This is a genomic window from Hyunsoonleella jejuensis (assembly GCF_900111025.1).
Classification (GTDB): Bacteria; Bacteroidota; Bacteroidia; order Flavobacteriales; family Flavobacteriaceae; genus Jejuia; species Jejuia jejuensis.
Map to the genome: position 1 here is coordinate 242,314 of NZ_FOFN01000001.1, position 24,044 is coordinate 266,357.

Annotated in this window: 18 protein-coding genes; 8 read left to right on the forward strand and 10 right to left on the reverse strand. The window is 36.5% G+C overall.

Features of this window, described 5'->3' with window-relative positions; all coding sequences use genetic code 11:
• Positions 1–22: 22 nt before the first annotated feature.
• From BMY39_RS01075 to BMY39_RS01100, 6 genes are all read right to left on the reverse strand, one after another.
• Positions 23–1,381: a quinol:cytochrome C oxidoreductase gene (locus tag BMY39_RS01075; RefSeq protein ID WP_092574316.1), complete on the reverse strand. Its 1,359-nt coding sequence runs from the start codon at positions 1,379–1,381 to the stop codon at positions 23–25.
• A gap of 20 nt (positions 1,382–1,401) precedes the next feature.
• Positions 1,402–1,956, reverse strand: coding sequence for a c-type cytochrome (locus BMY39_RS01080; RefSeq protein WP_177176515.1), 555 nt, complete (start codon positions 1,954–1,956; stop codon positions 1,402–1,404).
• Positions 1,957–1,963: 7 nt separating this feature from the next.
• Positions 1,964–2,497 (reverse strand): DUF3341 domain-containing protein, encoded by a 534-nt coding sequence (locus tag BMY39_RS01085; RefSeq protein WP_092574318.1) that lies wholly within the window; start codon positions 2,495–2,497, stop codon positions 1,964–1,966.
• A 9-nt stretch (positions 2,498–2,506) separates the two neighbouring features.
• A complete protein-coding gene (gene nrfD, locus BMY39_RS01090; protein WP_092574320.1) occupies positions 2,507–4,246 on the reverse strand; it encodes an NrfD/PsrC family molybdoenzyme membrane anchor subunit in 1,740 nt (579 codons plus the stop codon).
• 27 nt (positions 4,247–4,273) lie between these two features.
• Positions 4,274–7,396, reverse strand: a complete 3,123-nt coding sequence (locus BMY39_RS01095; RefSeq protein WP_092574324.1) for a TAT-variant-translocated molybdopterin oxidoreductase — start codon at positions 7,394–7,396, stop codon at positions 4,274–4,276.
• A 74-nt stretch (positions 7,397–7,470) separates the two neighbouring features.
• The gene (locus BMY39_RS01100) at positions 7,471–8,769 is read right to left on the reverse strand and encodes a c-type cytochrome (protein ID WP_092577494.1); all 1,299 of its coding nucleotides are present in this window, start codon (positions 8,767–8,769) and stop codon (positions 7,471–7,473) included.
• Positions 8,770–8,989: 220 nt separating this feature from the next.
• On the opposite strand from BMY39_RS01100, the gene BMY39_RS01105 reads away from it, so the two are divergent.
• Positions 8,990–9,376 (forward strand): SPOR domain-containing protein, encoded by a 387-nt coding sequence (locus BMY39_RS01105; protein ID WP_092577496.1) that lies wholly within the window; start codon positions 8,990–8,992, stop codon positions 9,374–9,376.
• A gap of 49 nt (positions 9,377–9,425) precedes the next feature.
• Here the strand turns inward: BMY39_RS01105 and infB are convergent, their stop codons facing one another.
• The 3 genes from infB to rimP all read right to left on the reverse strand — a co-directional run bounded on the left by infB (position 9,426) and on the right by rimP (position 13,945).
• Positions 9,426–12,164 carry a translation initiation factor IF-2 gene (infB, locus tag BMY39_RS01110; RefSeq protein WP_092574328.1) on the reverse strand — a complete coding sequence of 913 codons (2,739 nt, stop codon included), beginning with the start codon at positions 12,162–12,164 and terminating at the stop codon, positions 9,426–9,428.
• A 73-nt stretch (positions 12,165–12,237) separates the two neighbouring features.
• Positions 12,238–13,470: a transcription termination factor NusA gene (nusA, locus tag BMY39_RS01115; protein WP_092574331.1), complete on the reverse strand. Its 1,233-nt coding sequence runs from the start codon at positions 13,468–13,470 to the stop codon at positions 12,238–12,240.
• 13 nt (positions 13,471–13,483) lie between these two features.
• Positions 13,484–13,945, reverse strand: coding sequence for a ribosome assembly cofactor RimP (gene rimP / locus BMY39_RS01120; RefSeq protein ID WP_092574336.1), 462 nt, complete (start codon positions 13,943–13,945; stop codon positions 13,484–13,486).
• 167 nt (positions 13,946–14,112) lie between these two features.
• Between rimP and BMY39_RS01125 the strand changes: the two genes are divergently transcribed.
• The 7 genes from BMY39_RS01125 to BMY39_RS01155 all read left to right on the forward strand — a co-directional run bounded on the left by BMY39_RS01125 (position 14,113) and on the right by BMY39_RS01155 (position 21,887).
• Positions 14,113–14,937 carry a universal stress protein gene (locus BMY39_RS01125; protein WP_092574340.1) on the forward strand — a complete coding sequence of 275 codons (825 nt, stop codon included), beginning with the start codon at positions 14,113–14,115 and terminating at the stop codon, positions 14,935–14,937.
• Between the two features lie 136 nt (positions 14,938–15,073).
• A complete protein-coding gene (gene trhO / locus BMY39_RS01130) occupies positions 15,074–16,153 on the forward strand; it encodes an oxygen-dependent tRNA uridine(34) hydroxylase TrhO (protein ID WP_092574342.1) in 1,080 nt (359 codons plus the stop codon).
• 3 nt (positions 16,154–16,156) lie between these two features.
• Positions 16,157–17,401: a U32 family peptidase gene (locus tag BMY39_RS01135; RefSeq protein ID WP_092574344.1), complete on the forward strand. Its 1,245-nt coding sequence runs from the start codon at positions 16,157–16,159 to the stop codon at positions 17,399–17,401.
• Positions 17,401–17,631, forward strand: a complete 231-nt coding sequence (locus BMY39_RS01140) for a ferredoxin (RefSeq protein WP_092574346.1) — start codon at positions 17,401–17,403, stop codon at positions 17,629–17,631. Before BMY39_RS01135 ends, BMY39_RS01140 begins: the two co-directional genes overlap by 1 nt.
• Before the next feature lie 117 nt (positions 17,632–17,748).
• On the forward strand, positions 17,749–18,999 hold the full coding sequence (locus tag BMY39_RS01145) for a PSP1 domain-containing protein (RefSeq protein WP_092574349.1): 1,251 nt from the start codon (positions 17,749–17,751) through the stop codon (positions 18,997–18,999).
• Positions 18,977–19,471, forward strand: a complete 495-nt coding sequence (locus tag BMY39_RS01150) for a gliding motility lipoprotein GldH (protein ID WP_092574354.1) — start codon at positions 18,977–18,979, stop codon at positions 19,469–19,471. Before BMY39_RS01145 ends, BMY39_RS01150 begins: the two co-directional genes overlap by 23 nt.
• A 67-nt stretch (positions 19,472–19,538) precedes the next feature.
• On the forward strand, positions 19,539–21,887 hold the full coding sequence (locus tag BMY39_RS01155; protein ID WP_092574360.1) for a penicillin-binding protein 1A: 2,349 nt from the start codon (positions 19,539–19,541) through the stop codon (positions 21,885–21,887).
• Here the strand turns inward: BMY39_RS01155 and BMY39_RS01160 are convergent, their stop codons facing one another.
• Complete coding sequence (locus tag BMY39_RS01160; protein WP_092574364.1) at positions 21,888–23,846, reverse strand: acetoacetate--CoA ligase; 1,959 nt, start codon at positions 23,844–23,846, stop codon at positions 21,888–21,890.
• Positions 23,847–24,044: the final 198 nt, after the last annotated feature.

Genomic DNA, 24,044 nt, shown 5'->3' on the forward strand with positions numbered 1-24,044 from the left:
GTCGTCTTTATTTATATCTTAATTAATAATGAAAATCTTCACTTTCCTTTCTAAAAGGATACCCTTTTACAAGCAAAGGTGCTTTTGTTAAAGCTGTAAATACTATAAAAATGAATAAACCAGCAAATAATAATATTGAACCTATTTCCGGAATACCAATAAACCATCTGTCTCCTACAGTTGCAGGCATAATCATATTGAACACATCAATATAATGACCAAATAAAATTACTAAGCCTGTCATAACTACAAACCAAGGAATACGCTTATAGTCGGCATTCATCAACATTAAAATAGGAAATACAAAATTTAACACTACCATACCTAAGAATGGTAATTTATAATCTTCAAAGCGTGTTACAAAATAAGTTACTTCTTCTGGGATGTTTGAATACCAAATAAGCATGAATTGAGAAAACCAAAGGTACGTCCAGAAAATACTCATTGCAAACATAAATTTTGCAACATCGTGAAGGTGGTTTTCGTTTACAAACTCTAAATACCCACGAGATTTTAGATATATTGAAATTAATGCAATCACCGTAATACCACTAACGAACATACTTGCAAACACATACCATCCAAATAAGGTTGAAAACCAGTGAGGATCTACGCTCATAATCCAATCCCAAGACATCATAGATTCTGTATAAATAAAGAATACTAAGAAACCTGCAGCTATACGAAATGATTTTTTGAAGTTGCTTTTATCTTCTGCAGTATCCTGAGCGATAGAGAATTTGCGTGAAAAATAGCGGTAAGTTACCCAGCCTCCCAAGAAAATAAGACCTCTGATAAAGAACCATGGTTTATTTAACCATCCAGATTTACCTGCAACCAATTTATCATAATTTTCATGACCTTCAACTGTCATACCTTCTTTTAACCAAATAAATAAATGACTATCAGCAAAAAATGCTATTGCCAAAACAATCAAACCACCTGGCAAAAGATATGCAGTAATACCTTCCATAACTCTAAATAATACCGGGGACCAACCTGCTTGTGAAGCAATTTGAATAGCATAAAACGCCAACACTCCTAATGCAATCATCATAAAGAAAAATGCAGCAACATATAAAGCTGCCCATGGTCTATTATGAATTTGATGCATAACATGTTCGGCATGTTCGTCACCATGATGAGCATCCTCCTTATGTTCCGCAGCCGTTACATGAGCATCATGATCTTCATGTGATTCAGCAACTGCATGAGTGGCCTCTTCCGCATGACCGCCATGATGTGATGCTTCCTCTGCAAGCATTACTTTTACGTCTTCTAAAGATTTATGAGATGTCATAAAACCATATCCTACACCTAATGCTCCTAGTATTACAAGGATGATAGAAAATGTCTTTAATTTATTTGAAAATGTATACATATCTATATAATCTTATCTTCTTACTTTTCTAAATCTGCTTTTAACTTTAAAACGTAAGACACAACTTGCCAACGCTCTTCTTCGTTTAATTGATTTGCGTAACTTCCCATAGCGTTCTTACCATAATAAATAGTATGGTAAATACTACCTTCGTTAATTGCTCTACCAGCATCATCATAACTAGGAATACCTAATATCTTTTCGCGCTTCACCAATTTACCTTGTCCGTCACCTTTATTACCATGGCAAATACCACAATAAATATCGTATAATTCTTTACCTCTTTCTAAATCAATCTGCGTGGAATCTAATGGTGTTCTTACTGTTGCCTTAGCGAATTCATAACCTTCGGTTGAATTTTCTATATCAAAAGGCACAAAACCTCTAGGAATACTTCCTTCTGCAGGTGTTCTGGCAGCCATACCGTTTTCGTAAAGCTCATTTTCCCCGTAGGTCTCATAACCTACAGATTCGTACATATTAGGCATATATTGATAGTTTGGTGCAGTATCTTTTTTACACGATACAGCAACAAAAACAACTGCCGCTACTAAAATTTTGATTAAGCTCTTCATAATTATATTAATGCGCTTCTTTATCTACTAAATTAACTTCAACTGCTCCAGTTTCTACAAGTAAACTTTGTAATTCACTTTCATTACCATGAACAGCTATTTCCATTAAAAAATGATCATCTGTTGTTCTAGGATCTGGGTTTTCACCTTTTTTAAAGGGCCACATTCTACTTCTAAGGTAAAACGTAATTACCATTAAATGTGCTGCAAAAAACACAGTAAGCTCGAACATAATTGGCACAAATGCGGGCATATTTTCTATGTAACTAAAACTTGGTTTACCTCCAATATCTTGAGGCCAATCTTCAATCATAATAAAATTCATCATTACGATTGCAACTGTTAGTCCCACCAAACCATATAAAAATGCCGTTATAGCAATACGTGTTGGTGCAAGTCCCATAGCTTTGTCTAAACCATGTACAGGAAAAGGTGTATATATTTCTTCAATGTGATGCTTTTCTGCCTTAACCTTTTTTACGGCCGACATTAATATATCATCATCAGTATAGATAGCGTGAATAACTTTTGAAGCTTCCATTGACTATAATTAGTTTATTAATTTTTTAGCTTGTCCAGACCAATCATCACGTTCTGCTCTTCCTGGGAAAGAACCAGTAATACTGTCTAGCAAATCATATTCTTTTTTGGTCATTTTACTTACCTGAAGGAATGTATAAATACCAATACTGTTTAAAACCTCTTCCATTTTTGGTCCCACACCGCTAATCTTCTTCAAATCATCGGCTGTTTGAGTTGATGGATCGAATGTACCTATGCTTCCCAACAGTGCACTTGTCATTTCAGACTTATCTCCTTCAATAACTGTTGGCTTCGGTTCCGTTGCAATAACATGAGACACCTTAGCTGATGTTCTAGCATCAGCACCTGTTCCCACTAAACTCTTACCTGCCTCTCTTAAGTTCTTGTATCTTTCACCAGAGGATTTTAATATTGTTTTTACCTCCGCCTGCGCAATCACTGGGAATGTTCTTGAGTATAATAGGAACAATACAAAAAAGAACCCAATAGTACCAATGAAAATTCCAATATCTACAAAGGTTGGAGAAAACATCGTCCATGATGATGGTAAGTAATCTCTATGCAATGATGTTACAATAATTACAAAACGCTCAAACCACATCCCAATGTTTACTACAATTGAGATAAAGAACGAAAACATAATACTTGTTCTTAACTTTTTAAACCACATAAATTGTGGAGAAAATACGTTACAAGACATCATCATCCAATAGGCCCAAGCATAAGGACCTGTTGCTCTATTTAAGAATGCGTATTGTTCGTACTCAACGCCTGAATACCATGCTATAAATAACTCTGTGATATAAGCCACACCTACTATAGAACCTGTAATCATAATTACAATGTTCATCAATTCAATATGCTGTACAGTGATGTAGTCTTCAAGGTTACACACTTTTCTCATAATAATTAAAAGTGTATTTACCATGGCAAACCCTGAGAAAACAGCACCAGCAACGAAATACGGTGGGAAAATTGTGGTATGCCATCCCGGAATTACCGAAGTGGCAAAATCGAAGGATACAATAGTGTGTACAGAAAGTACAAGTGGTGTTGCTAAACCTGCTAACACTAAAGACACCTCTTCAAAACGCTGCCAATCTTTAGCACGACCAGACCATCCAAAACTTAATAATGAGTAAATTTTCTTTTGAAAAGGCCTAATTGCTCTATCACGTAACATTGCAAAATCCGGTAATAATCCCGTCCACCAGAAAACTAATGATACCGATAAATAGGTAGATATTGCGAACACATCCCAAAGTAGGGGTGAGTTAAAATTTACCCATAAGGAGCCAAATTGGTTTGGTATTGGTAATACCCAATACGCCAACCAAGGGCGACCCATGTGAATAATTGGAAACAAACCCGCTTGAACTACCGAGAAGATAGTCATCGCTTCTGCAGAACGGTTAATAGCCATTCTCCATTTTTGACGGAATAATAAAAGTACTGCAGAAATTAATGTTCCTGCATGACCGATACCTACCCACCAAACAAAGTTGGTAATATCCCAAGCCCAGTTTACTGTTTTGTTTAGACCCCAAGTTCCAATACCTGTGGAAACTGTGTAAATAATACATCCAATTCCCCAAAGAAAGGCTGCTAGAGCAATACCAAATACTATCCACCATTGCTTATTGGCTCTTCCTTCAACAGGTTTTGCTACATCCACAGTAACGTCGTGGTATGACTTTTCACCTGTAACTAAAGGTCTTCTAATAGGTGCTTCGTAATGAGACGCCATAATTATATAATTGATTCTTTAATTAGATTATACTTCAGTTGTATTTCTCACCTTGGTATGGTACATCACGTTTGGTTTTGTCCCAACGTGCTCTAACAAGTGATACATACGTTTATCTTCTGTAAGTTTTGCAACTTTACTATCTTTATCATTGATGTCTCCAAACACCATCGCACCATTGCTACATGCCGCAGAACAAGCTGTTTGAAATTCTCCATCCTTAATTTTTCGTCCGTCACGTTTTGCATCAAGAATTGTTTTTTGTGTTTTTTGAATACACATAGAACATTTCTCCATAACACCTCTTGAACGTACAACAACATCTGGATTCAATACCATACGACCTAGGTCATCATTCATGTAATAATCAAACTCATCATTACCGCTGTATAAGAACCAGTTAAAGCGACGTACTTTGTATGGACAGTTGTTTGCACAATATCTAGTACCTACACAACGATTGTACGCCATATGATTCTGCCCTTGACGACTATGCACAGTTGCAGCAACGGGACAAACTGTTTCACAAGGTGCATGATTACAATGCTGGCACATTACTGGCTGAAAAGACACCTGAGGATTAGCTGATGGGTCTTCCATTTCACCAAATCCGCCTAAAGATCCGTTATCACCCCATAATCCAGAAAATTCATCTTTCTTAGTGTTATCAGCTTCAAACGACTCATCGGATGAGTAATACCTATCAATACGCAACCAATGCATATCTCGGCTACGACGCACTTCAGTTTTACCTACAACAGGCACATTGTTTTCAGAATGACATGCAATAACACAAGCACCACAACCTGTACAGGCATTTAAATCGATTGACAGGTTAAAATGATGCCCTATTGAACGATCAAATTCATCCCATAAATCAACTTCTGGAGACGTAACTGGCGTTTCTTCATGATTCAAAGATACTTTTGGAACAGGGTTCCAATATTCTTTATCTTTTGTATTAAATATCTCTAATGTAGTTTCTTTAATAATATCGCCACGACCCATTAGCGTATTGTGCAATTGTACACAAGCGAACTCATGTTCACCTGAAACAGCCTCAATAGTTACATTTTGAACATTATTAAAGTTGTGATATAACGCATAAGCGTTAACCCCCGTTTGCATTTCTTCTTTTAAACCAACGGTTCTGCCATAACCGAATGCCAAACCAACCGAACCTTTTGCTTGTCCAGGCTGAATGATAACTGGAGCAGTAACAGACACACCATTTACAGTAACTTTTGCGTAGTTACTATTTAATGCACCATTAGCAACGTTGGTGTTAGTTAGACCTAATTCGTTAGCATCAGCTTTAGATACTGTTAAATAGTTATCCCAAGATGTTCTAGTAATTGGATCTGGAAACTCTTGTAACCATGGGTTATTTGCTTGCTGCCCATCACCCATGCCAATTTTAGGATATAGCGTTAATTCTAAACCATTAGATTTGGCTCCTGCCACTAATGTTTGAGCTGCCGCTACACCTGAAACAACCTCTTCAGTTTCTGTATTAGTAGTTTTAGATTCTAAAACATCTATATCATCTAATTCAGCAACCTCACTTACAAAGAAACCATCATGTAATGCTTGGTTAAATGAAGTACCTTTAAGGATGTCTTCATTCCAAATTAGCTTAATATAATCGCTGTAAGATTGATCATTATTGGTCCACGCTAATAACGCGTCCTGAAACTGTCTTGTATCAAATAAAGGACGAATTGTTGGCTGTGTTAAGGCATAATGGCCTACTTTGATTTCCGCATCACCCCATGACTCTAAATAATGAGGCGCTGCTGCAATATATTGTGTTTGAGTAGACGTTTCATCTTCTTTCATTGAAAACGCTACAGATAATTCTGTTTTCTTCAATCCTTCAGCAAAATCTGCTGCATTAGCAAGAGTATATAAAGGGTTTACACCACTCATGATAATGGCCCCAACTTTTCCAGCATTCATATCTGCCACAAGTTGCATAACATCTTCTACACTACCTTGTCTAGTTTTTATCGCTGTTTTAGTGTTGAAAGCCTTACTTGCCAAGTACTCATTAATCTCTAATACTACAGTTTGTGCATTTACATCCTGAATTCCTGTAACTACAACACCTTTACTTCCTGCTTTTTTCAATTGAGCTGCTGCACTTTTTAAAGCTGCCTCAACTTGCTCTGGCAAACCATTAACAGTAACATTATTTCCTGTTACTAAACTATAAATTTTGGCTAGAGCCAGTTTTTGTTGGGTTGGTGTTAACGAAACACGTTTATCTGCATTAGCCCCTGTTAAAGACATATTAGATTCAAACTGAATATGACGAGACATTTTACCGTGATCTGGCACTCTGTTTTTTGAATATCCAGCATCAAAGCCACCACCCTGCCAATCTCCTAAGAAGTCCGCACCAAAGGAAACAATGGTCATAGCTTCTGAAAAGTCATAATCAGCCAAACCTCTTTTTCCATATTTTTTCTGAAACGCATCTGTGGCAGCTGATTCTGAAATAGCATCATAAACCACATGACGCACATTACCATATTCCTCTTTGAAATCCGCTATCAGATTTCTTGTTGATGGACTAGCATAAGTTTGTGTTAGCAGCACTATTTCCTTATCAGAACCTTTTAGGCTTTCTAAAACCTTAGTTGTTTCAGTATCGAAATCACTCCAAGAAATATCTTGTCCGTCTTTTTTAGGCCCTTTAACCCTTAAACTATCGTAAAGACCTAAAACTGAAGCATTAACCCTAGCATTGGCACTACCATTGGTAGTAGCCATTGCATTGTTTTCTATTTTTATGGGACGCCCTTCTCGGGTTTTTACTAAAACACTTGCAAAATCAAAACCATCAGCAATTGTTGTTGCGTAGTAATTTGCAACTCCAGGAATAATCTCTGTAGGTTGAACTACGTAAGGTATTGATTTTTTTACAGGTCCTTCACATGCTGCCAATGAAGCAGCAGCAGTCGTAAAACCAACATACTTTAAGAAATCACGACGCGTTGTTGAAGTAGCCTCTAATGTATCTTTATCACCTAAAAATTCATCAGTAGGAATTTCTTCAACAAATTCATTTTGTTTTAGCGTCTCAACAATAGAGCTGTTTTCGTTTAGCTCTTCAACACTTTTCCAGTATTTCTTGTTTGATGACATATTGTTTACTAGTTATTAGTTGATGGTTGTTAGTTGTTAGTTTCTTTTGACTAAAAACCGTTACTTTTTAATTATTAATAGTGACACTTACCACATTCTAAACCACCCATTTGTGCAGCAGTTAAATTCTCTACACCATATTTTTTGGATAATTCTTCATGAATTTTTTCGTAATAAGCATTATCTTTTACTGCAACGTTTGTTTCTCTATGACAGTTAATACACCAGCCCATAGTTAATGGCGAATATTGATACATTACTTCCATTTCCTCTACAGGACCATGACATGTTTGACACTCTACTCCAGCAACTGTAACGTGCTGTGAGTGGTTGAAATATGCAAAATCTGGCAGATTATGTATTCTTATCCATTTAACAGGCTTAGTTTCTCCCGTATATTTTTGATTTTCATCATCCCATCCCGCAGCAGCATAAAGCTTTTTGATCTCAGCATTATAATCAACACCATACTCCTGTAATCCTTCTTGCTGAGTCTCTTCTGCAACTTGGTAAATGGACTTGTGACAATTCATACATACATTAAGCGAAGGAATACCTGAATGCTTGCTCACTCGTGCCGAGGAATGACAGTATTTACAGTCGATACCATTTTCTCCTGCATGAATTCTATGCGAGTAATGAATAGGCTGTATTGGTTCGTAACCTTGATCCACTCCTATTTGAGATAAATAACCATAGACAAAGTAAGCACTTGATAACAAGAAAAAGATCGCCACAACAATCATTAAAAACTGATTTTGTACAAACGCTTTCCAAAGAGGTCTTCTAGTAGATTCTGGTAAATCTATATTTTGTGCCTGTGCAAAACGACGTAATGTTTTGTTCACTAAGTACAATCCGAGAGCTAGTAAAATAAAAAGAATTGCAAGCGCGCCAAGAATTATCTCGTTTGAAATACCTCCTGCACTAGCACTAGCATCTTGCGCAGCCGCAGGAGCTGCAGCAGCGGCAGGTGCTTTCTTCTCTTCTGCTGTATAGGCTAAAATATTATTTAAATCATCATCCGATAACTGTGGAAAAGCCGTCATTGCAGCACCACCGTACTCATTATAAATCTTATTTGCATAAGTATCCCCAGACTTGATAACTCCGGCACTGTTGCGAATCCAAGCATATAACCACTCTCTATCTAGACCTTCTTCTTCTGATAAACGCGTTTCTACATTACGCAATGCAGGCCCCGTCATCTTTTTATCTAATTGGTGACAAGCCGCACAATTGGCGTTAAATAAAGCTTTTCCTTTTGCTGGGTCTCCTTCCTGAGCCGATATCGATGTAGTAAACGCTAATAATACAATTAAGCCTAAATGAAGAATAGAGTTGCTTAATCTTCGGTGTATCACCTGTTTCATATTGTTAGTTATATTAACTTCTAAACTTTGGTATGATTTTTTCATAAATATAGTGAAAAAACGCAGTTATAAAATCTCAGGCAAAAGTAATACTTAAAGTCGATTCGCAAAATGTTAGCGAACTGTTAATTGTTAATTTAGAGCAATTCTAAATAATAAAATGACCAATGTTTTAGTTTATGTCGTATATATTTGTATAAGTTATTTAAAAACAAAAACTATGTATCTTAAAAACAGCTATCTTTCTTTACTTCTAGTGGTTTTCTTGTTCGGTTTTGGGCATTCTCAAGAAGGTAAAGTTACTATAAATCAGGACGAAAGAATTCCCGAACTTTTAGAATTAAAAAAGCAAATGAACCGAGACGAAACTAGTTCTCGGCGCTATAAAATTCAGGTGTATTCTGGAAACAGAAATGGTGCGCAAAACGCCCAAAATGATTTTTCTGATACTTTTGGAGAATGGCGACCGGTGATGCATTACGAAACACCTAATTTTAAAGTTTGGGCTGGTAATTTTAGCACACGTTTAGAAGCCGATAGAGCTTTGAAACGAATAAAACTTAAATTTCCTTCAGCCTTTATTTTTAAACCCAAGAAAAAGAATTAAACAAAAAAAGCGAACTTAAAAGTTCGCTTTTTTTGTATTGAAACTATATTTATTTTAATTTCTTTTTTACCTCAACTTCGTGGAAGGCCTCAATTATGTCACCTTCTTTAATGTCGTTGTAATTCTTCACTTGCATACCACAATCGTAACCTTTGGATACTTCCTTAACATCATCTTTAAATCGTTTTAATGATGACAATTCACCTGTATGCACAACAACACCATCTCTAATTAAACGTACACCCGAGTTTCTAAATATTTTACCATTGGTTACCATACAACCGGCAATACTTCCAATTTTAGAGACTTTAAACACTTGTCTGATTTCTGCAGTACCAGTAACTTCTTCCTTCAACTCTGGAGACAACATGCCTTCCATCGCATCCTTAAGATCATTAATGGCATCATAGATAATAGAATATGTTCTAATATCTATTTCTTCCTTATCAGCAATATCTCTAGCGTTTCCAACAGGACGCACGTTAAACCCAACAATAATTGCATCTGATGCAGACGCTAACAACACATCACTTTCAGTAATAGCACCCACACCTTTATGAAGAATATTCACTTGGATTTCTTCGGTAGATAATTTTTGGAATGAATCTGTTAATGCTTCTACAGAACCATCCACATCGCCTTTAAGTATAATGTTTAATTCTTGGAAATCACCAAGTGCGATACGACGACCAATTTCATCAAGTGTGATATGACGTTGTGTTCTAACAGATTGCTCACGTTGTAGTTGAGAACGTTTCGCCGCAATTTGTTTCGCCTCACGCTCGTCTTCAAATACATTGAACTTATCACCCGCTTGTGGCGCACCATCTAAACCTAGGATAGATACTGGTGTTGATGGGCCAGCTTCCTTAATATCGTTGCCCCTTTCATCATGCATTGCTTTAACCTTACCACTGTGCTGACCTGCTAGCACGTAGTCGCCTACGCGAAGCGTGCCTGCTTGCACTAAAATTGTAGACACATATCCACGTCCTTTATCTAAAAATGCTTCAACCACAGTACCTACCGCAGGCTTGTCAGGATTAGCTTTTAATTCTAACAACTCTGCTTCAAGCAATACTTTTTCTAACAACTCCTTTACGCCAGTTCCAAACTTTGCCGAAATATCATGTGATTGGATTTTTCCACCCCAATCTTCTACCAGTAAGTTCATGTTGGCTAATCCTTCCTTTATTCTATCAGGATTTGCATCTGGTTTATCTATTTTATTTATTGCAAATACAATGGGTACTCCAGCAGCTTGCGCATGCGAAATAGCCTCTTTTGTTTGCGGCATGATATCATCATCCGCAGCAGCAACAACAATTGCAATATCTGTAACCTGAGCGCCACGTGCACGCATTGCCGTAAACGCTTCGTGACCAGGCGTATCTAAGAATGCTATTTTTTGCCCGCTATCCAGTGTTACACCATAAGCACCAATATGTTGTGTAATTCCACCGGACTCTCCTGCGATAACATTTTCTTCACGGATGTAATCTAGAAGCGATGTTTTACCATGATCCACGTGTCCCATTACTGTAACAATAGGAGCGCGCGGTTTTAAATCTTCCGGCTTATCTTCAACTTCCTCTATTGATTCTTCAATATCTGCAGTAACGAATTCTACTTCATAACCAAACTCTTCAGCAACAATAGATAAGGTTTCAGCATCTAAACGCTGATTCATAGTTACCATCATCCCCAAGGACATACATGCCGAAATAATCTCGGTTACACCAACATCCATCATGGTAGCTACCTCACTTGCCGTAACAAACTCTGTTACTTTAAGTACTTTACTTTCTGCTGCCTCTGCTTGTAATTCCTTTTCGGTTTGATCTCTATGTTGATCTCTTTTTTCTCTTCGGTATTTTGCGCCTTTCCCTTTTGAAGATTTTCCTTGTAATTTTTCAAGTGTTTCACGCACTTGTTTTTTTACATCTTCTTCACTAGGTTCTTCCTTAACTGGACTGCGACGCCCCTTTCCTTTAAATCTATCATTGCGGTTACCTCCAGATCTTTGTCCTGGTCCAGCTTGTCCACCTGGACTAGCTTTACTAATACGGCGACGTTTTTTCTTAGCATCACCAGATTTGGCATCACCCTTTTTCTCTTCTTTTTTCTTTTTAGGCTTATTAAATTGAGATAAGTCAATTTTATCTCCAGCAATTTTAGGGCCTGTAAGTTTTTGATATTGTGTTTTTACCTTTTCATCAGGCGTCACTAACTCACCATCTACAACAACTTTTTTAGGAGTTTCTTTGGCAGCAGCCGGTTTTTCCTCAACAACTTTTGCTGCAGGTTTCTCTTCTTTTTTTGGTGTAGCTTCTTTTGCTTCTATTACGGGAACAGGTTTTTCTGCTTGCTTTTCTACTGGTTTTTCTGCCGGTTTTTCTGCTGGCTTTTCCACAGCTTTTTTACCATCTAAATCTATTTTCCCAACAGTTTTAGGGCCAGAAAGTGTTTTAGCAGCCTTAACCACCTCTTCTTGCTGCGCTTTTTCAATGGCTTCTTGAGCTTTTTGCTTTTCTTCCAGCTCTTTTTCACGTTTAATACGTAGATCTTCCTTTTCCTTTAGCTTAGCTTCACTAACTTTTTGCGACCTCATTTTCTTGTTTGCATCCGTCTCAAACTCATCTGCCAAAACATTATATGTTTCCTCAGATATTTTTGTTGTAGGACGCTTCTCTATTTCTATGCCTTTGGAATCTAAAAATTCCACAGCACGATCTAAAGAAATATTCAGTTCGCGTAAAACTTTATTTAATCTAATTGTGTCAGCCATAAATTGCCTTTAAAATCTCAAATATACTATGAATACCTATACTGTTAAAACTTCTTTTAATTTAACTTAAGTATTACTCTTCGAATTCTTCTTTAAGAATTCTAATAACATCATTAATTGTTTCTTCTTCTAAATCAGTACGTTTAACTAAATCGTCAACATCTTGCTCTAGAACACTCTTTGCGGTATCTAACCCAGCTTTACTGAATTCTTGAATGATCCAATCTTCTATTTCGTCTGAGAATTCGCTTAACTCCACATCCTCTTCTGCGCCTTCTCTAAATACATCAATTTCGTAACCTGTTAATTGGCCTGCCAAACGAATGTTATGACCTCCTCTACCAATAGCTTTACTTACTTCCTCTGGCTTTAAAATTACCTCGGCTCGCTTCGCTTCTTCATCAATTTTAATAGAAGTTACACGCGCAGGACTTAATGCTCTTGTAATGAACAATTGCAGGTTATTTGTATAATTGATAACATCAATGTTTTCATTTCCTAACTCACGCACAATGCCATGAATTCTAGAACCTTTCATTCCAACACATGCACCAACAGGGTCTATTCTATCATCATAAGAATCTACAGCTACTTTTGCTTTTTCACCAGGAATCCTTACTACTTTTTTAATGGTAATTAAGCCATCAAACACCTCTGGTATTTCTTGTTCGAATAATTTCTCAAGGAATACTGGGGAGCTTCTAGACATAATAATAGTAGGTTTTGCTCCTTTTAGTTCAACAGAATCAATTACACCTCTAACATTGTCTCCTTTTCTAAAGAAATCTGAAGGGATTTGCCTGTCTTTTGGCAATACAATTTCATTACCTTCATCGTCTAGCAAAATTACAGCACGGTGACGAATATGGTGCACCTCTGCCGTATAAATCTCTCCTACTAAATCCTTAAACTGTTTATAGATTATGGTATTATCGTGCTCATGAATCTTTGAAATTAGGTTTTGGCGCAATGCTAAAATAGCACGTCTTCCTAAATCTACTAATTTTACCTCTTCTGATACATCTTCGCCAACTTCAAAATCTGGCTCTATCTTTCTTGCTTCGCTTAAGGAAATCTCCTGGTTTTCATCTTCAACCTCACCATCAGCAACCACTACACGGTTTCTCCAAATTTCTAAATCTCCCTTGTCTGGATTTACAATAATATCAAAATTATCGTCATCTCCAAATTTTCGTTTTAAAGCGCTTCTAAAAACATCTTCTAAAATCGCCATTAGCGTAACACGATCAATTAACTTATCGTCTTTGAATTCTGAAAAAGATTCAATTAACGCAACATTCTCCATAACTCTACTTGAATTAAAATTTAATCATAACTTTTGCTTCTACAATATCGTCGTAAGCCACATGGGCTTGTTTTTTTACAGTGACCTTGCCTTTTCCTACGGGTTTTGGCTCTCTAGTTTTCCACTCTAATAGGATGTTGTCATCGCTAGCCTCAGCCAAAACACCTTCTATATTGTCAGAAGAGGTTTTAACCTTTAAGGTCCTGTTTATATGTCTTTTGTACTGCCTCTTATTTACCAAAGGCGATGCTGCACCTGCCGACATCACTTCTAAAGAAAAATCTTGTTCTTCCCTATCCAAATTATGTTCAATCGCTCTGCTTAAAAACATGCAGTCTTCCACCAACACGCCGTTGTCGCCATCTACAATAACTTTAATATGATTCGCTTCATTAACGTTAAAGTCTATCAAAAACAAATCTGGACGTTCTATTAACGCCGTATCCAACAACTCTTGTACTTTGTTTTTAAACATTTTAGTATAAAAAGAGGGGACTTTCCGTCCCCTCATAATTTAATTTCGCCTTTTCAACGGCGCAAATATAACATATTAAATTGATTTTTAAAGAATTTATACCTATTTTTATCTTGTACTCATGTTAACTTTTCTGTCTGCTAACAAAAGGCAAAACCCTTTCAATAATGAAAAAAATACTTGTTCCAACCGATTTTTCCGATCAAGCTGAAAAAGCCTTAGAAGTAGCCGCCCAACTAGCCAAACAATACCATTGTGAAATTTACTTATTAAATGTCTTAGATTTACCTTTACATGAGGTTGACCCATTAAAAGGCTACAACGATTTACCCGAAGCTGTATTCTTTATGAAGTTGGCACATAAAAAGTTTGAAGCCTTATTAAAAAAAGAGTATTTAAAAGGTATTACTGTTCATGAAACCGTTGAATTTCATGACATTTACAAAGCTATAAATCAAGTATGCAAAAAAAACAGTATTGATTTAATTATTATGGGGTCTCATGGTACTAGTGGGTTTAAGGAATTACTTATCGGGTCTAATACCGAAAAAGTAGTGCGCTCATCACAAACACCAGTACTCGTTGTAAAACAACGCCATGAGGCCTTTAAGGTAGAGCATTTTGTATTTGCTTCAGACTTTAAAGAGGAATCTAAAGTACCTTTTTTAAAAGCTCTAAAATTTGCTGAATTATTTAATGCTGAAATGCATCTGCTAATGGTGGTTACCGCCAATAAATTTGTAACAACGGCTAAAGCAAAGAATAGAATTCAAGGGTTTTTAGACACTGTAACACATAATTTCTGTACTATTCATATTTACAACGATGAAACTATAGAAAAAGGCATCATGAACTTTTCTCAATCGGTGAATGCCGACTTAATTGGCATGAGCACTCATGGACGCCAGGGGTTATCGCACTTCTTTAACGGCAGTATTAGTGAAGATTTGGTAAATCATGCAAAACGACCTGTGATAACATTTAAGATTTAAAACAACTACAGGCTATGTAATTAGCTGAATTTCTGTACTAATACAATCAAATAATTAGTATTGATATTAGTGTAACTGCTAATAAATTGTACTTTTGCACCCTAAAATATTTCGTAACTCTTAAAATTAGTATAGCATGCAACTGTACAATACATTAAGTGCGAAAGAAAGAGCTGAATTAATCGAGAAAGCAGGCAAAGATCGATTAACGCTTTCTTTTTACCAATATGCCAAAATTAAAAACCCTCAAGATCTTAGGGACCAACTATTTATCGCGTGGAACAACCTAGATGTTCTGGGGCGGATTTATGTGGCGAACGAAGGCATAAATGCACAATTATCACTTCCTGCCGATAGATTTCAAGAATTTAAATCTCATTTAGACACCTTTGATTTTTTAAAAGATATCAGGTTGAATATTGCCATTGAGCAAGACAATATGTCGTTTTTAAAACTAAAAGTTAAGGTGCGGCACAAAATTGTCGCCGATGGTTTAAACGACGACACTTTTGATGTTACCAATAAAGGTGTGCATGTTGGGGCAGATAAATTCAATGAACTTATTGATGACGAAAACACTGTTTTAGTGGATATGCGAAACCATTACGAGAGTGAAATTGGCCATTTTAAGAATGCCGTAACACCAGATGTTGATACGTTTAGGGAATCTTTGGATATCATTGAGGATGATTTAAAGGCACATAAAGAGGACAAGAATTTAGTAATGTACTGCACAGGCGGTATTAGATGCGAAAAGGCTAGTGCCTATTTTAAACACAAGGGTTTTAAAAATGTGTTTCAGTTAGAGGGAGGTATTATTGAGTACACTAGACAGGTGAAATCTCAAAACCTTGAAAACAAGTTTATTGGTAAAAACTTTGTGTTTGATGAACGCAGAGCGGAAAAAATTAGTGATGATGTCATTGCGCAATGCCATCAATGTGGCGCTCCATTTGATGTGCACACTAATTGCGCCAACGATGCGTGCCATTTGTTATTCATTCAGTGTGATGCTTGTAAAGAAGAAATGGATAATTGTTGTTCTACCACTTGCAAAGAGGTTAATGCACTACCCTACGAAAAACAAAAAGAATTACGAAAAGGCCAAGGCAATAGTAATGATATCTTTAAAAAAGGACGAGCAGACCATTTGCCATATAAAAAGGATTTAAGGAATATTTTTGAGACTTTAAAAGCTGATAAACCAAAAATCTAAGTTATGCAAAAGATAGAATTAATGGCACCCGCCGGAAATTTTGAGTCGTTACAGGCGGCATTAGATAATGGTGCAGACTCGGTGTATTTTGGTGTAGAACAATTGAATATGCGTGCTAGGGCATCCATAAACTTTACTTTAGATGACCTTGATGAAATTTCAAAACGATGTAAGGCAAATAACGTAAGGACATATTTAACCTTAAATACCATTATTTACGACCACGATTTATCTATCGTAAAAACTTTGATAAACAAGGCTAAAGAAGCTGATATCACTGCCGTAATTGCCATGGATCAGGCTGTAATTGCCGCGGCAAGAGCTGTTGGCATGGAAGTGCATGTTTCTACGCAAATTAATATCACTAATATTGAAACGGTAAAATTCTACGCTATGTTTGCCGATACCATGGTATTAAGTCGTGAGTTGAGCTTACGCCAAGTAAAAAAGATTACCGAGCAGATTGAAAAAGAGCAACTAAAAGGCCCTTCAGGAAGATTAATAGAGATAGAAATTTTTGGACATGGCGCACTTTGTATGGCTGTTTCAGGAAAGTGTTACATGAGTTTGCATTCTCAAAATTCATCGGCAAACCGGGGTGCTTGTAAACAAAATTGCAGAAAAAAATATACGGTTATTGATCAGGAAACTGGTTTTGAAATGGAGTTGGATAATGAATACATTATGTCTCCAAAAGATTTGTGTACTATTGATATTTTAGACCAAGTGGCCGATGCTGGCATTAAAGTATTGAAAATTGAAGGCAGAGGGCGCGCACCGGAATATGTTGCAAAAGTTATTAAATGCTATCGAGAAGCTATTGATAGTATTGCAAATGGCACTTACAATAAGGAGGAAGTAGTTTCTTGGATGAAAACTCTTGAAACCGTTTATAATCGTGGTTTTTGGAATGGATATTATTTGGGGCAAAAACTAGGCGAATGGAGTAATGGTTCAGGTTCTCATGCCACACAAAAGAAAGTATACATTGGTAAAGGCGTGCATTTTTATACTAAGGCGAGTATAGGGGAATTTCAAATTGAAGCCTATTCTGTAGCTATCGGCGACACTGTTTTGATTACTGGACCAACCACGGGGGCAAAGGAAATGAAAATCACAGAAATGCTTGTTAATGATGCCAAATTACAAACGGCTAACAAGGGCGATTCAATTACTATACCGTTAGAATTTAGAATTCGCCCATCGGATAAAATTTATAAAATTGTTGAAAATAAAGTTGAGGTTTAATGGTGGTAGTTACGTTACAACGCAATAAGTGTATTGGCTGCAATTATTGTGTGGAATTGGCACCACAACAGTTTCAAATGTCTAAAAAGGATGGAAAAAGTGTGTTGTTAAAATCTACTGATAAAAAAGGGTTTTTCACTTTAAAATCTAACGACGATTTAATTTATAACGATTGTGATAATGCGGCTAAAGCATGTCCTGTTAAAATTATTTCGGTAAAACAACGATAGAGATATTGTTAATACCCTTTTTTTAGTACTGAGATAATCATATATTTACATTTCAGAAATCAGGTATGAATCTTCATTCGTAATAATCTAATTATTAACGAATTCAATATATAACATATGGCTTGTGCAAGTTGCTCAACAAAAGACGGCTCTCCTAAGGGCTGCAAAAATAATGGTACTTGTGGAACGGACAGTTGTAATAAACTAACCGTTTTTGACTGGTTAGCCAACATGTCGCTTCCAAATGGCGAAACACCTTTTGATTGGGTGGAAGTGCGTTATAAAAACGGTAGAAAAGATTACTATAAAAACACCGAAAATTTAACATTGAGCATTGGCGATATTGTAGCCACACAAGCGCAAGCAGGTCATGATATTGGCATGGTTACGCTTACGGGTGAATTGGTACGTGTGCAAATGAAACGTAAAAACGTTTCACCTGAAGGCGATGATGTTTTAAAGATATATAGAAAAGCTACTCAGAAGGATATTGATATTTGGCAAAAATCCAGAGATAAAGAGGAGCCCATGAAAGTCAAAGCACGTCAGTTTGCGATTGACTTAAAGTTACAAATGAAAATCTCGGATATTGAATTTCAAGGCGATGGTAGTAAAGCCACATTTTACTACACTGCCGAAGAACGTGTAGATTTTAGGGAACTTATAAAAGTATTTGCTCGCGAATTTAGAACGCGTATTGAAATGCGTCAAGTAGGCTTTCGTCAAGAAGCGTCACGCTTAGGAGGTATCGGCTCCTGTGGGCGCGAGTTATGCTGTTCTACTTGGCTGACTGATTTTCGTTCGGTAAGTACCTCGGCCGCACGTTATCAGCAATTATCTTTAAATCCTCAAAAATTAGCAGGCCAATGCGGAAAGCTGAAATGTTGTTTAAATTATGAGCTGGATGCTTATTTGGATGCATTAAAAGAATTTCCTAAAACCGATATAAAACTTAAAACGGAAAAAGGTATTGCAGTATGCCAAAAAACCGACATTTTTAAAGGTCATATGTGGTATGCCTATGAAGGCGAATGGATGAATTGGCATAAAATAACCGTGCAACAAGCTAATGAAATTATAGAACTAAACACTCAAAATAAACCCGTAACCAGCCTTGAAGAATATGCCTTAGATTTAGCCGAAGATACTAAAGTTGAGTTTGAAAACGTTGTTGGACAAGACAGTTTAACCCGTTTTGATAGTCCAAAACGCCATAAAAAACGTAGAAATAATAGGCGCAAGGGGAATCAAGCAAATAAAAATAACCAAGGCAATAGAAAGCAAACGTCTAATAACAATACCAATCAAAATAAAAAAAGACGAAACAATAAAAAGAAACCGCAGAATGCTAAAAACAATCAAAAATAGCGCTCTAGTATTGGCATTGGTTTTTTGTTTCACATCTTGCGATAAACATCGTGTTTTTGGTGCGTATAAAGCAGTACCAAATGCATGGCATAAAGACTCTATCGTAAGTTTTAAAATTAACCCACCAGATACTATTAACCCATATAATTTATTTGTTAACCTTAGAAACACCAATGCTTATAAATACAACAACTTATTTTTAATTGTGGAAATGAATTTCCCTCATGGTAAAACCATTAAAGACACCTTAGAGTATCGTATGGCAGACCCTTCGGGTAAACTTTTGGGAACAGGCATTACTGACACAAAAGAAAATAAATTGTGGTATAAAGAAAATGTTATTTTTAACGAATCTGGCGAATATGTTGTAAATATTCAGCATGCTATGCGAGAAAGCGGTAAAGTGCATGGTGTTACTAATTTAGAAGGTATTACAGATGTTGGTTTTAGGATTGAAAAACCACAACAATAATATAAATGTCACATCGAGTGATTTCGCCCAAGCGAAATAGTATCGAGATGTATTAAAATTGCATTACATGGCAAAAACAAAAAAACAAACTGGGGAAGTTCAATCGTTTTCAAAATACGTTAGATGGTTTTGGATGGTTTTTTTAGGTGGAACTCTTGCAGTGATACTCATATTTTTATTGGCCTCTTGGGGCGTTTTTGGTGAAATGCCAGACCATACTGTTCTTGAAAATCCGAAAACAAATCTAGCAACTGAAATAATTTCTTCCGATGGAAAAACTTTAGGGAAATTCTATTTTAATGATAATAGGACACCTGTTGGATATGAAGAATTACCGGGAAATTTAGTTGATGCATTAATTGCTACCGAAGATGCTCGATTCCACGATCATGCTGGTATTGATGCTAGAGGCACTTTGAGAGCAGCTATTTTTCTTGGCAGAAACGGTGGGGCGAGCACCATATCTCAACAACTTGCTAAGCAACTTTTTCATAGAAGAGAAAAGGCGAATTTAGTCGAAAAATTATCTCAAAAAGTACGGGAATGGATTATTGCTACACGTTTAGAGCGACAATACACCAAAGAAGAAATAATTGCACAATACTTCAATATTTATGATTTCGGTAATAACGCCGATGGTATAAGAAGTGCTGCTAGTATATATTTTGACAAGGAACCTAACGAATTGGCATTAAAAGAATCTGCAATGTTGGTTGGTATGTTTAAAAATTCATCCTTGTACAATCCTAGAAGAAATCCTGTTGGTGTTAAAAATAGACGCAATGTAGTTTTAGCTCAAATGGAGAAGTATGGATATATTGACGAGAAATTAAGAGATTCATTACAACAAACGGAGCTTGATTTAAAATACACTCCGCAATCGCATCGTGATGGTATGGCTACCTACTTTAGAGGGTATTTAGCTGGTTTTATGAAAGATTGGATAATGAAAAACCCAAAACCAGACGGTACAAAGTGGAGTTTATACAATGATGGATTAACGATTTACACTACTATCGATTCACGGATGCAAAAATATGCAGAGGATGCAGTACAACAACATATGCCAAGGTTACAAGCTGAGTTTTTTGTACAGAATACACCAAAACGAAATCCTACTGCACCGTTTTTAGAATTGGAAAAAGAAGAAATCAAGGACTTAATGAATCGCTCTATGAAGCAATCTGAACGTTGGCGACATATGAAGTACGATTTAAAGAAATCCGATAAAGAAATTGTAGAGTCGTTCCAAAAACCTGTACCAATGTCAGTTTTTGCATGGATAGATGGTGAACCAAGTGAGATAGATACCATAATGAAGCCAATGGATTCTATGCGGTACTATAAGTCGTTTTTGAGAACAGGAATGATGTCTATGGATCCACGAACAGGACACGTAAAAGCTTGGGTTGGCGGAATGGACTATAAGCATTTTCAATATGATATGGTAAAGCAAGGGAAGCGACAAATAGGTTCTACCTTTAAACCATTGGTGTATACCGCAGCTATTGATCAATTACATTTTTCGCCCTGTGATGAATTTCCTGACACACCCTTTTGTATTGAGGCCAACAAATATGGCAACCCTGAGGAATGGTGCCCAAAGAATTCTAATAATGATTATGGGGGCAATCGTACCCTAAAAAATGCCTTGGCGAATTCGGTAAATACGGTTACTGCGCGTTTAATTGATAAAGTTGGACCACAAACAGTAGCAGATTTAGCTGCTAAATTAGGTATAGAGTCTGAAGTTCCTCCAGTACCTTCTATTGCCTTAGGAACACCAGATATTAGCGTTTATGAAATGGTAGGAGCATATGCCACATTTGCTAACAAGGGTGTTTACACAAAACCTGTGATGGTTACTAGTATTGAGGATAAGAACGGTACTATTTTATATCAATTTAAGCCTGAAACTAGAGATGTATTAAGCGAAGAAACAGCTTATGTGGCTACAAAATTGATGGAAGGTGTAACACAATCTGGTTCTGGTGCCAGGTTAAGAACTCGCGGTGCAGATTCATACAGAGCAGATTATAAAGAGATTGTTACTGGATACCCGTATGAGTTTACCAATCCTATTGCCGGTAAAACAGGAACAACCCAAAACCAAAGTGATGGCTGGTTTATGGGCATGGTACCAAATTTAGTTACTGGTGTTTGGGTAGGTGGTGAAGACAGAGCTGTACATTTTAGAACGATTACTTATGGCCAAGGAGCTGCAATGGCCTTGCCTATCTGGGGTATTTACATGAAAAGTTGTTATGCAGATGAATCTTTAGATATTTCAAAAGAAGATTTTGAGGAACCTGAGAACCTCTCTATCATAGTAGATTGCTCTAAAACTACCGGTAAAACAGTAATTAATTCTGACGATCAGTTGGAAGATGACGTACCAGAAGATTTAGAGTTTTAATTACATCTGTTTTGCGAATTCGATAAAAAAGTCAACCGACTCAGGATTACGCATTGCATCTAAATTGATTGAGGTTTCAAGAGGCATCTTCATTAAAATCTTTTTCACAGGAGCTTCCATTTTTTTGCCACTTATGGTATATGGAATATCGTTTACCTCAATAATGTCGTCAGGAATATGGCGAGGAGAATAATCAGTTTTTAGCTGTTGGTTTATTTCCGACTTTAATGTTTCAGTAAGCTCAAAATTAGGTTTAAGCTTTACAAACAATGGCATATAATGCTTACCCTTGTCTAACTCAATATTCACTATTAAGGCATCTTCCACAGCACTAATCTTATTTACACCACTATAAATTTCACTGGTACCAATTCTAATACCGTGACGGTTTAATGTAGCATCCGAACGTCCGTAAATCACTAGTCCGTTTGTTTTTGAATTTACTTTGATGAAGTCGCCATGACGCCATTTCCCCGGATAATCTTCAAAATAGCTTGATATATAGCGCGCATTGTTTTCATCATTCCAAAAATAAATAGGCATTGAGGGCATAGGTTTATCGATAACCATTTCACCTAATTCATCGGTAACAGCCTCTCCTTTATGATTTAAAGCATGTAACGAAACGCCCAAAGCCCTACATTGTATTTCCCCAGAATATACAGCATACGTTGGAGTACCTCCTACAAAGGCAGTACAAACATCGGTACCACCAGCCATGGAGCATAACCAAACATCGGTTTTTATGGCATTGTAAACATAATCAAATGCTTCTGAAGGTAAAGGCGCTCCTGTAGAACTTATGGATCGCACAGAGGACAAATCATGATTAGCGTTTGGTTGTATATTCTTTTTCATATTGGCAACTAAGTACGGTGCACTTGTTCCAAAATGATTGATGTTAAGCGTATCTGAAAACGCCCAAAGCGCATCAAATTTTGGATAGGTTGGAGAACCATCATACAATACAATAGAAGCACCCATTAATAACGCAGACTGTAAAAAGTTCCACATCATCCAACCCGTTGTTGTAAACCAAAAATATCGTTCGCCTTCATGAACATCATTATGAAATGCCATGTACTTGTAATGTTCTAACAAAATACCGCCGTGTGAATGCACAATAGCCTTAGGTAATCCTGTTGTACCAGAAGAATAGAGTACCCAGATAGGATCGTTAAAATCTACTGGTTGAAATTGTAACGGTTCCCCTCCCTTTTCAAAAACAGAATTAATATCAACAAAATCACTAGAAAATTTATCTAAAGCAGCTTTATTCAAATAAGGTAAAACAATAACTTTTTTTAAAGTTGGTAGTTCTGAAACAATGGCTTGTACAATATCAGTTTTATCGTAAGATTTACCATTGTAACAATAACCATCAACTGCAATAAGTACTTTAGGCTTTATTTGCGCAAACCGATTTACCACACTTTCAGTACCAAAATCTGGTGACGTACTGGACCAAATAGCACCTAATGCATTGGCGGCCAAAAAGCATATGGTAGCTTCAGGTACATTTGGTAAAAAAGCAACCACTCTATCTCCTTTTGAAACGCCTAAAGACCTTAAGTAAGTGGCCATAGCCGCAACTTTTTGTTCCAATTCATGCCACGAAATTTCTTGGTAAACACCACTTTCGCTACTAAAAAAAATGGCAGTTTCCTTTGGTTTTGAGGCTCTAAAAATATGTTCAGCATAATTTAAAGTAGCTCCTTCAAACCACTTACAGTTTGGCATGTTGTAAGTTGACAATACTTTAGAATACGGCGTATGTGATTTTATTTTGAAATAATACCAAACACTCTCCCAAAAATCTTCAACATTATCTGTAGACCATTGCCATAATTCATGATAATTCGCAAATTTTAAATCACGCTTATCTTCTAGCCATTTAATGTAAGCGTATAAATTACTTTTTGATTTGAATGTATGTGACCCTTCCCAAAGTTTCTTCATAACATAAGTGTTTATTTCGTGTTATCAAAGATAAAGATTTATGTGTGCTATACATAGCTAAATACTAGCGTGGATTTTGAATTTAACTATGCCTCATTCAGACAAATTTGTTAAAATAAAATGTATTTCATCGATTTTATATGTTTTTTGTCGTATATTTTGAAAATAAAGTAGATATTAGCAGTCCCTAAATCAACC

What these genes read in the sequence shown, in the direction of transcription:
- BMY39_RS01075 (WP_092574316.1), bottom strand. Translation starts at nt 1,381, where the DNA reads ATGTATACATTTTCAAATAAATTAAAGACATTTTCTATCATCCTTGTA.
- BMY39_RS01080 (WP_177176515.1), bottom strand. Translation starts at nt 1,956, where the DNA reads ATGAAGAGCTTAATCAAAATTTTAGTAGCGGCAGTTGTTTTTGTTGCT.
- BMY39_RS01085 (WP_092574318.1), bottom strand. Translation starts at nt 2,497, where the DNA reads ATGGAAGCTTCAAAAGTTATTCACGCTATCTATACTGATGATGATATA.
- nrfD (WP_092574320.1), bottom strand. Translation starts at nt 4,246, where the DNA reads ATGGCGTCTCATTACGAAGCACCTATTAGAAGACCTTTAGTTACAGGT.
- BMY39_RS01095 (WP_092574324.1), bottom strand. Translation starts at nt 7,396, where the DNA reads ATGTCATCAAACAAGAAATACTGGAAAAGTGTTGAAGAGCTAAACGAA.
- BMY39_RS01100 (WP_092577494.1), bottom strand. Translation starts at nt 8,769, where the DNA reads ATGAAACAGGTGATACACCGAAGATTAAGCAACTCTATTCTTCATTTA.
- BMY39_RS01105 (WP_092577496.1), top strand. Translation starts at nt 8,990, where the DNA reads ATGTATCTTAAAAACAGCTATCTTTCTTTACTTCTAGTGGTTTTCTTG.
- infB (WP_092574328.1), bottom strand. Translation starts at nt 12,164, where the DNA reads ATGGCTGACACAATTAGATTAAATAAAGTTTTACGCGAACTGAATATT.
- nusA (WP_092574331.1), bottom strand. Translation starts at nt 13,470, where the DNA reads ATGGAGAATGTTGCGTTAATTGAATCTTTTTCAGAATTCAAAGACGAT.
- rimP (WP_092574336.1), bottom strand. Translation starts at nt 13,945, where the DNA reads ATGTTTAAAAACAAAGTACAAGAGTTGTTGGATACGGCGTTAATAGAA.
- BMY39_RS01125 (WP_092574340.1), top strand. Translation starts at nt 14,113, where the DNA reads ATGAAAAAAATACTTGTTCCAACCGATTTTTCCGATCAAGCTGAAAAA.
- trhO (WP_092574342.1), top strand. Translation starts at nt 15,074, where the DNA reads ATGCAACTGTACAATACATTAAGTGCGAAAGAAAGAGCTGAATTAATC.
- BMY39_RS01135 (WP_092574344.1), top strand. Translation starts at nt 16,157, where the DNA reads ATGCAAAAGATAGAATTAATGGCACCCGCCGGAAATTTTGAGTCGTTA.
- BMY39_RS01140 (WP_092574346.1), top strand. Translation starts at nt 17,401, where the DNA reads ATGGTGGTAGTTACGTTACAACGCAATAAGTGTATTGGCTGCAATTAT.
- BMY39_RS01145 (WP_092574349.1), top strand. Translation starts at nt 17,749, where the DNA reads ATGGCTTGTGCAAGTTGCTCAACAAAAGACGGCTCTCCTAAGGGCTGC.
- BMY39_RS01150 (WP_092574354.1), top strand. Translation starts at nt 18,977, where the DNA reads ATGCTAAAAACAATCAAAAATAGCGCTCTAGTATTGGCATTGGTTTTT.
- BMY39_RS01155 (WP_092574360.1), top strand. Translation starts at nt 19,539, where the DNA reads ATGGCAAAAACAAAAAAACAAACTGGGGAAGTTCAATCGTTTTCAAAA.
- BMY39_RS01160 (WP_092574364.1), bottom strand. Translation starts at nt 23,846, where the DNA reads ATGAAGAAACTTTGGGAAGGGTCACATACATTCAAATCAAAAAGTAAT.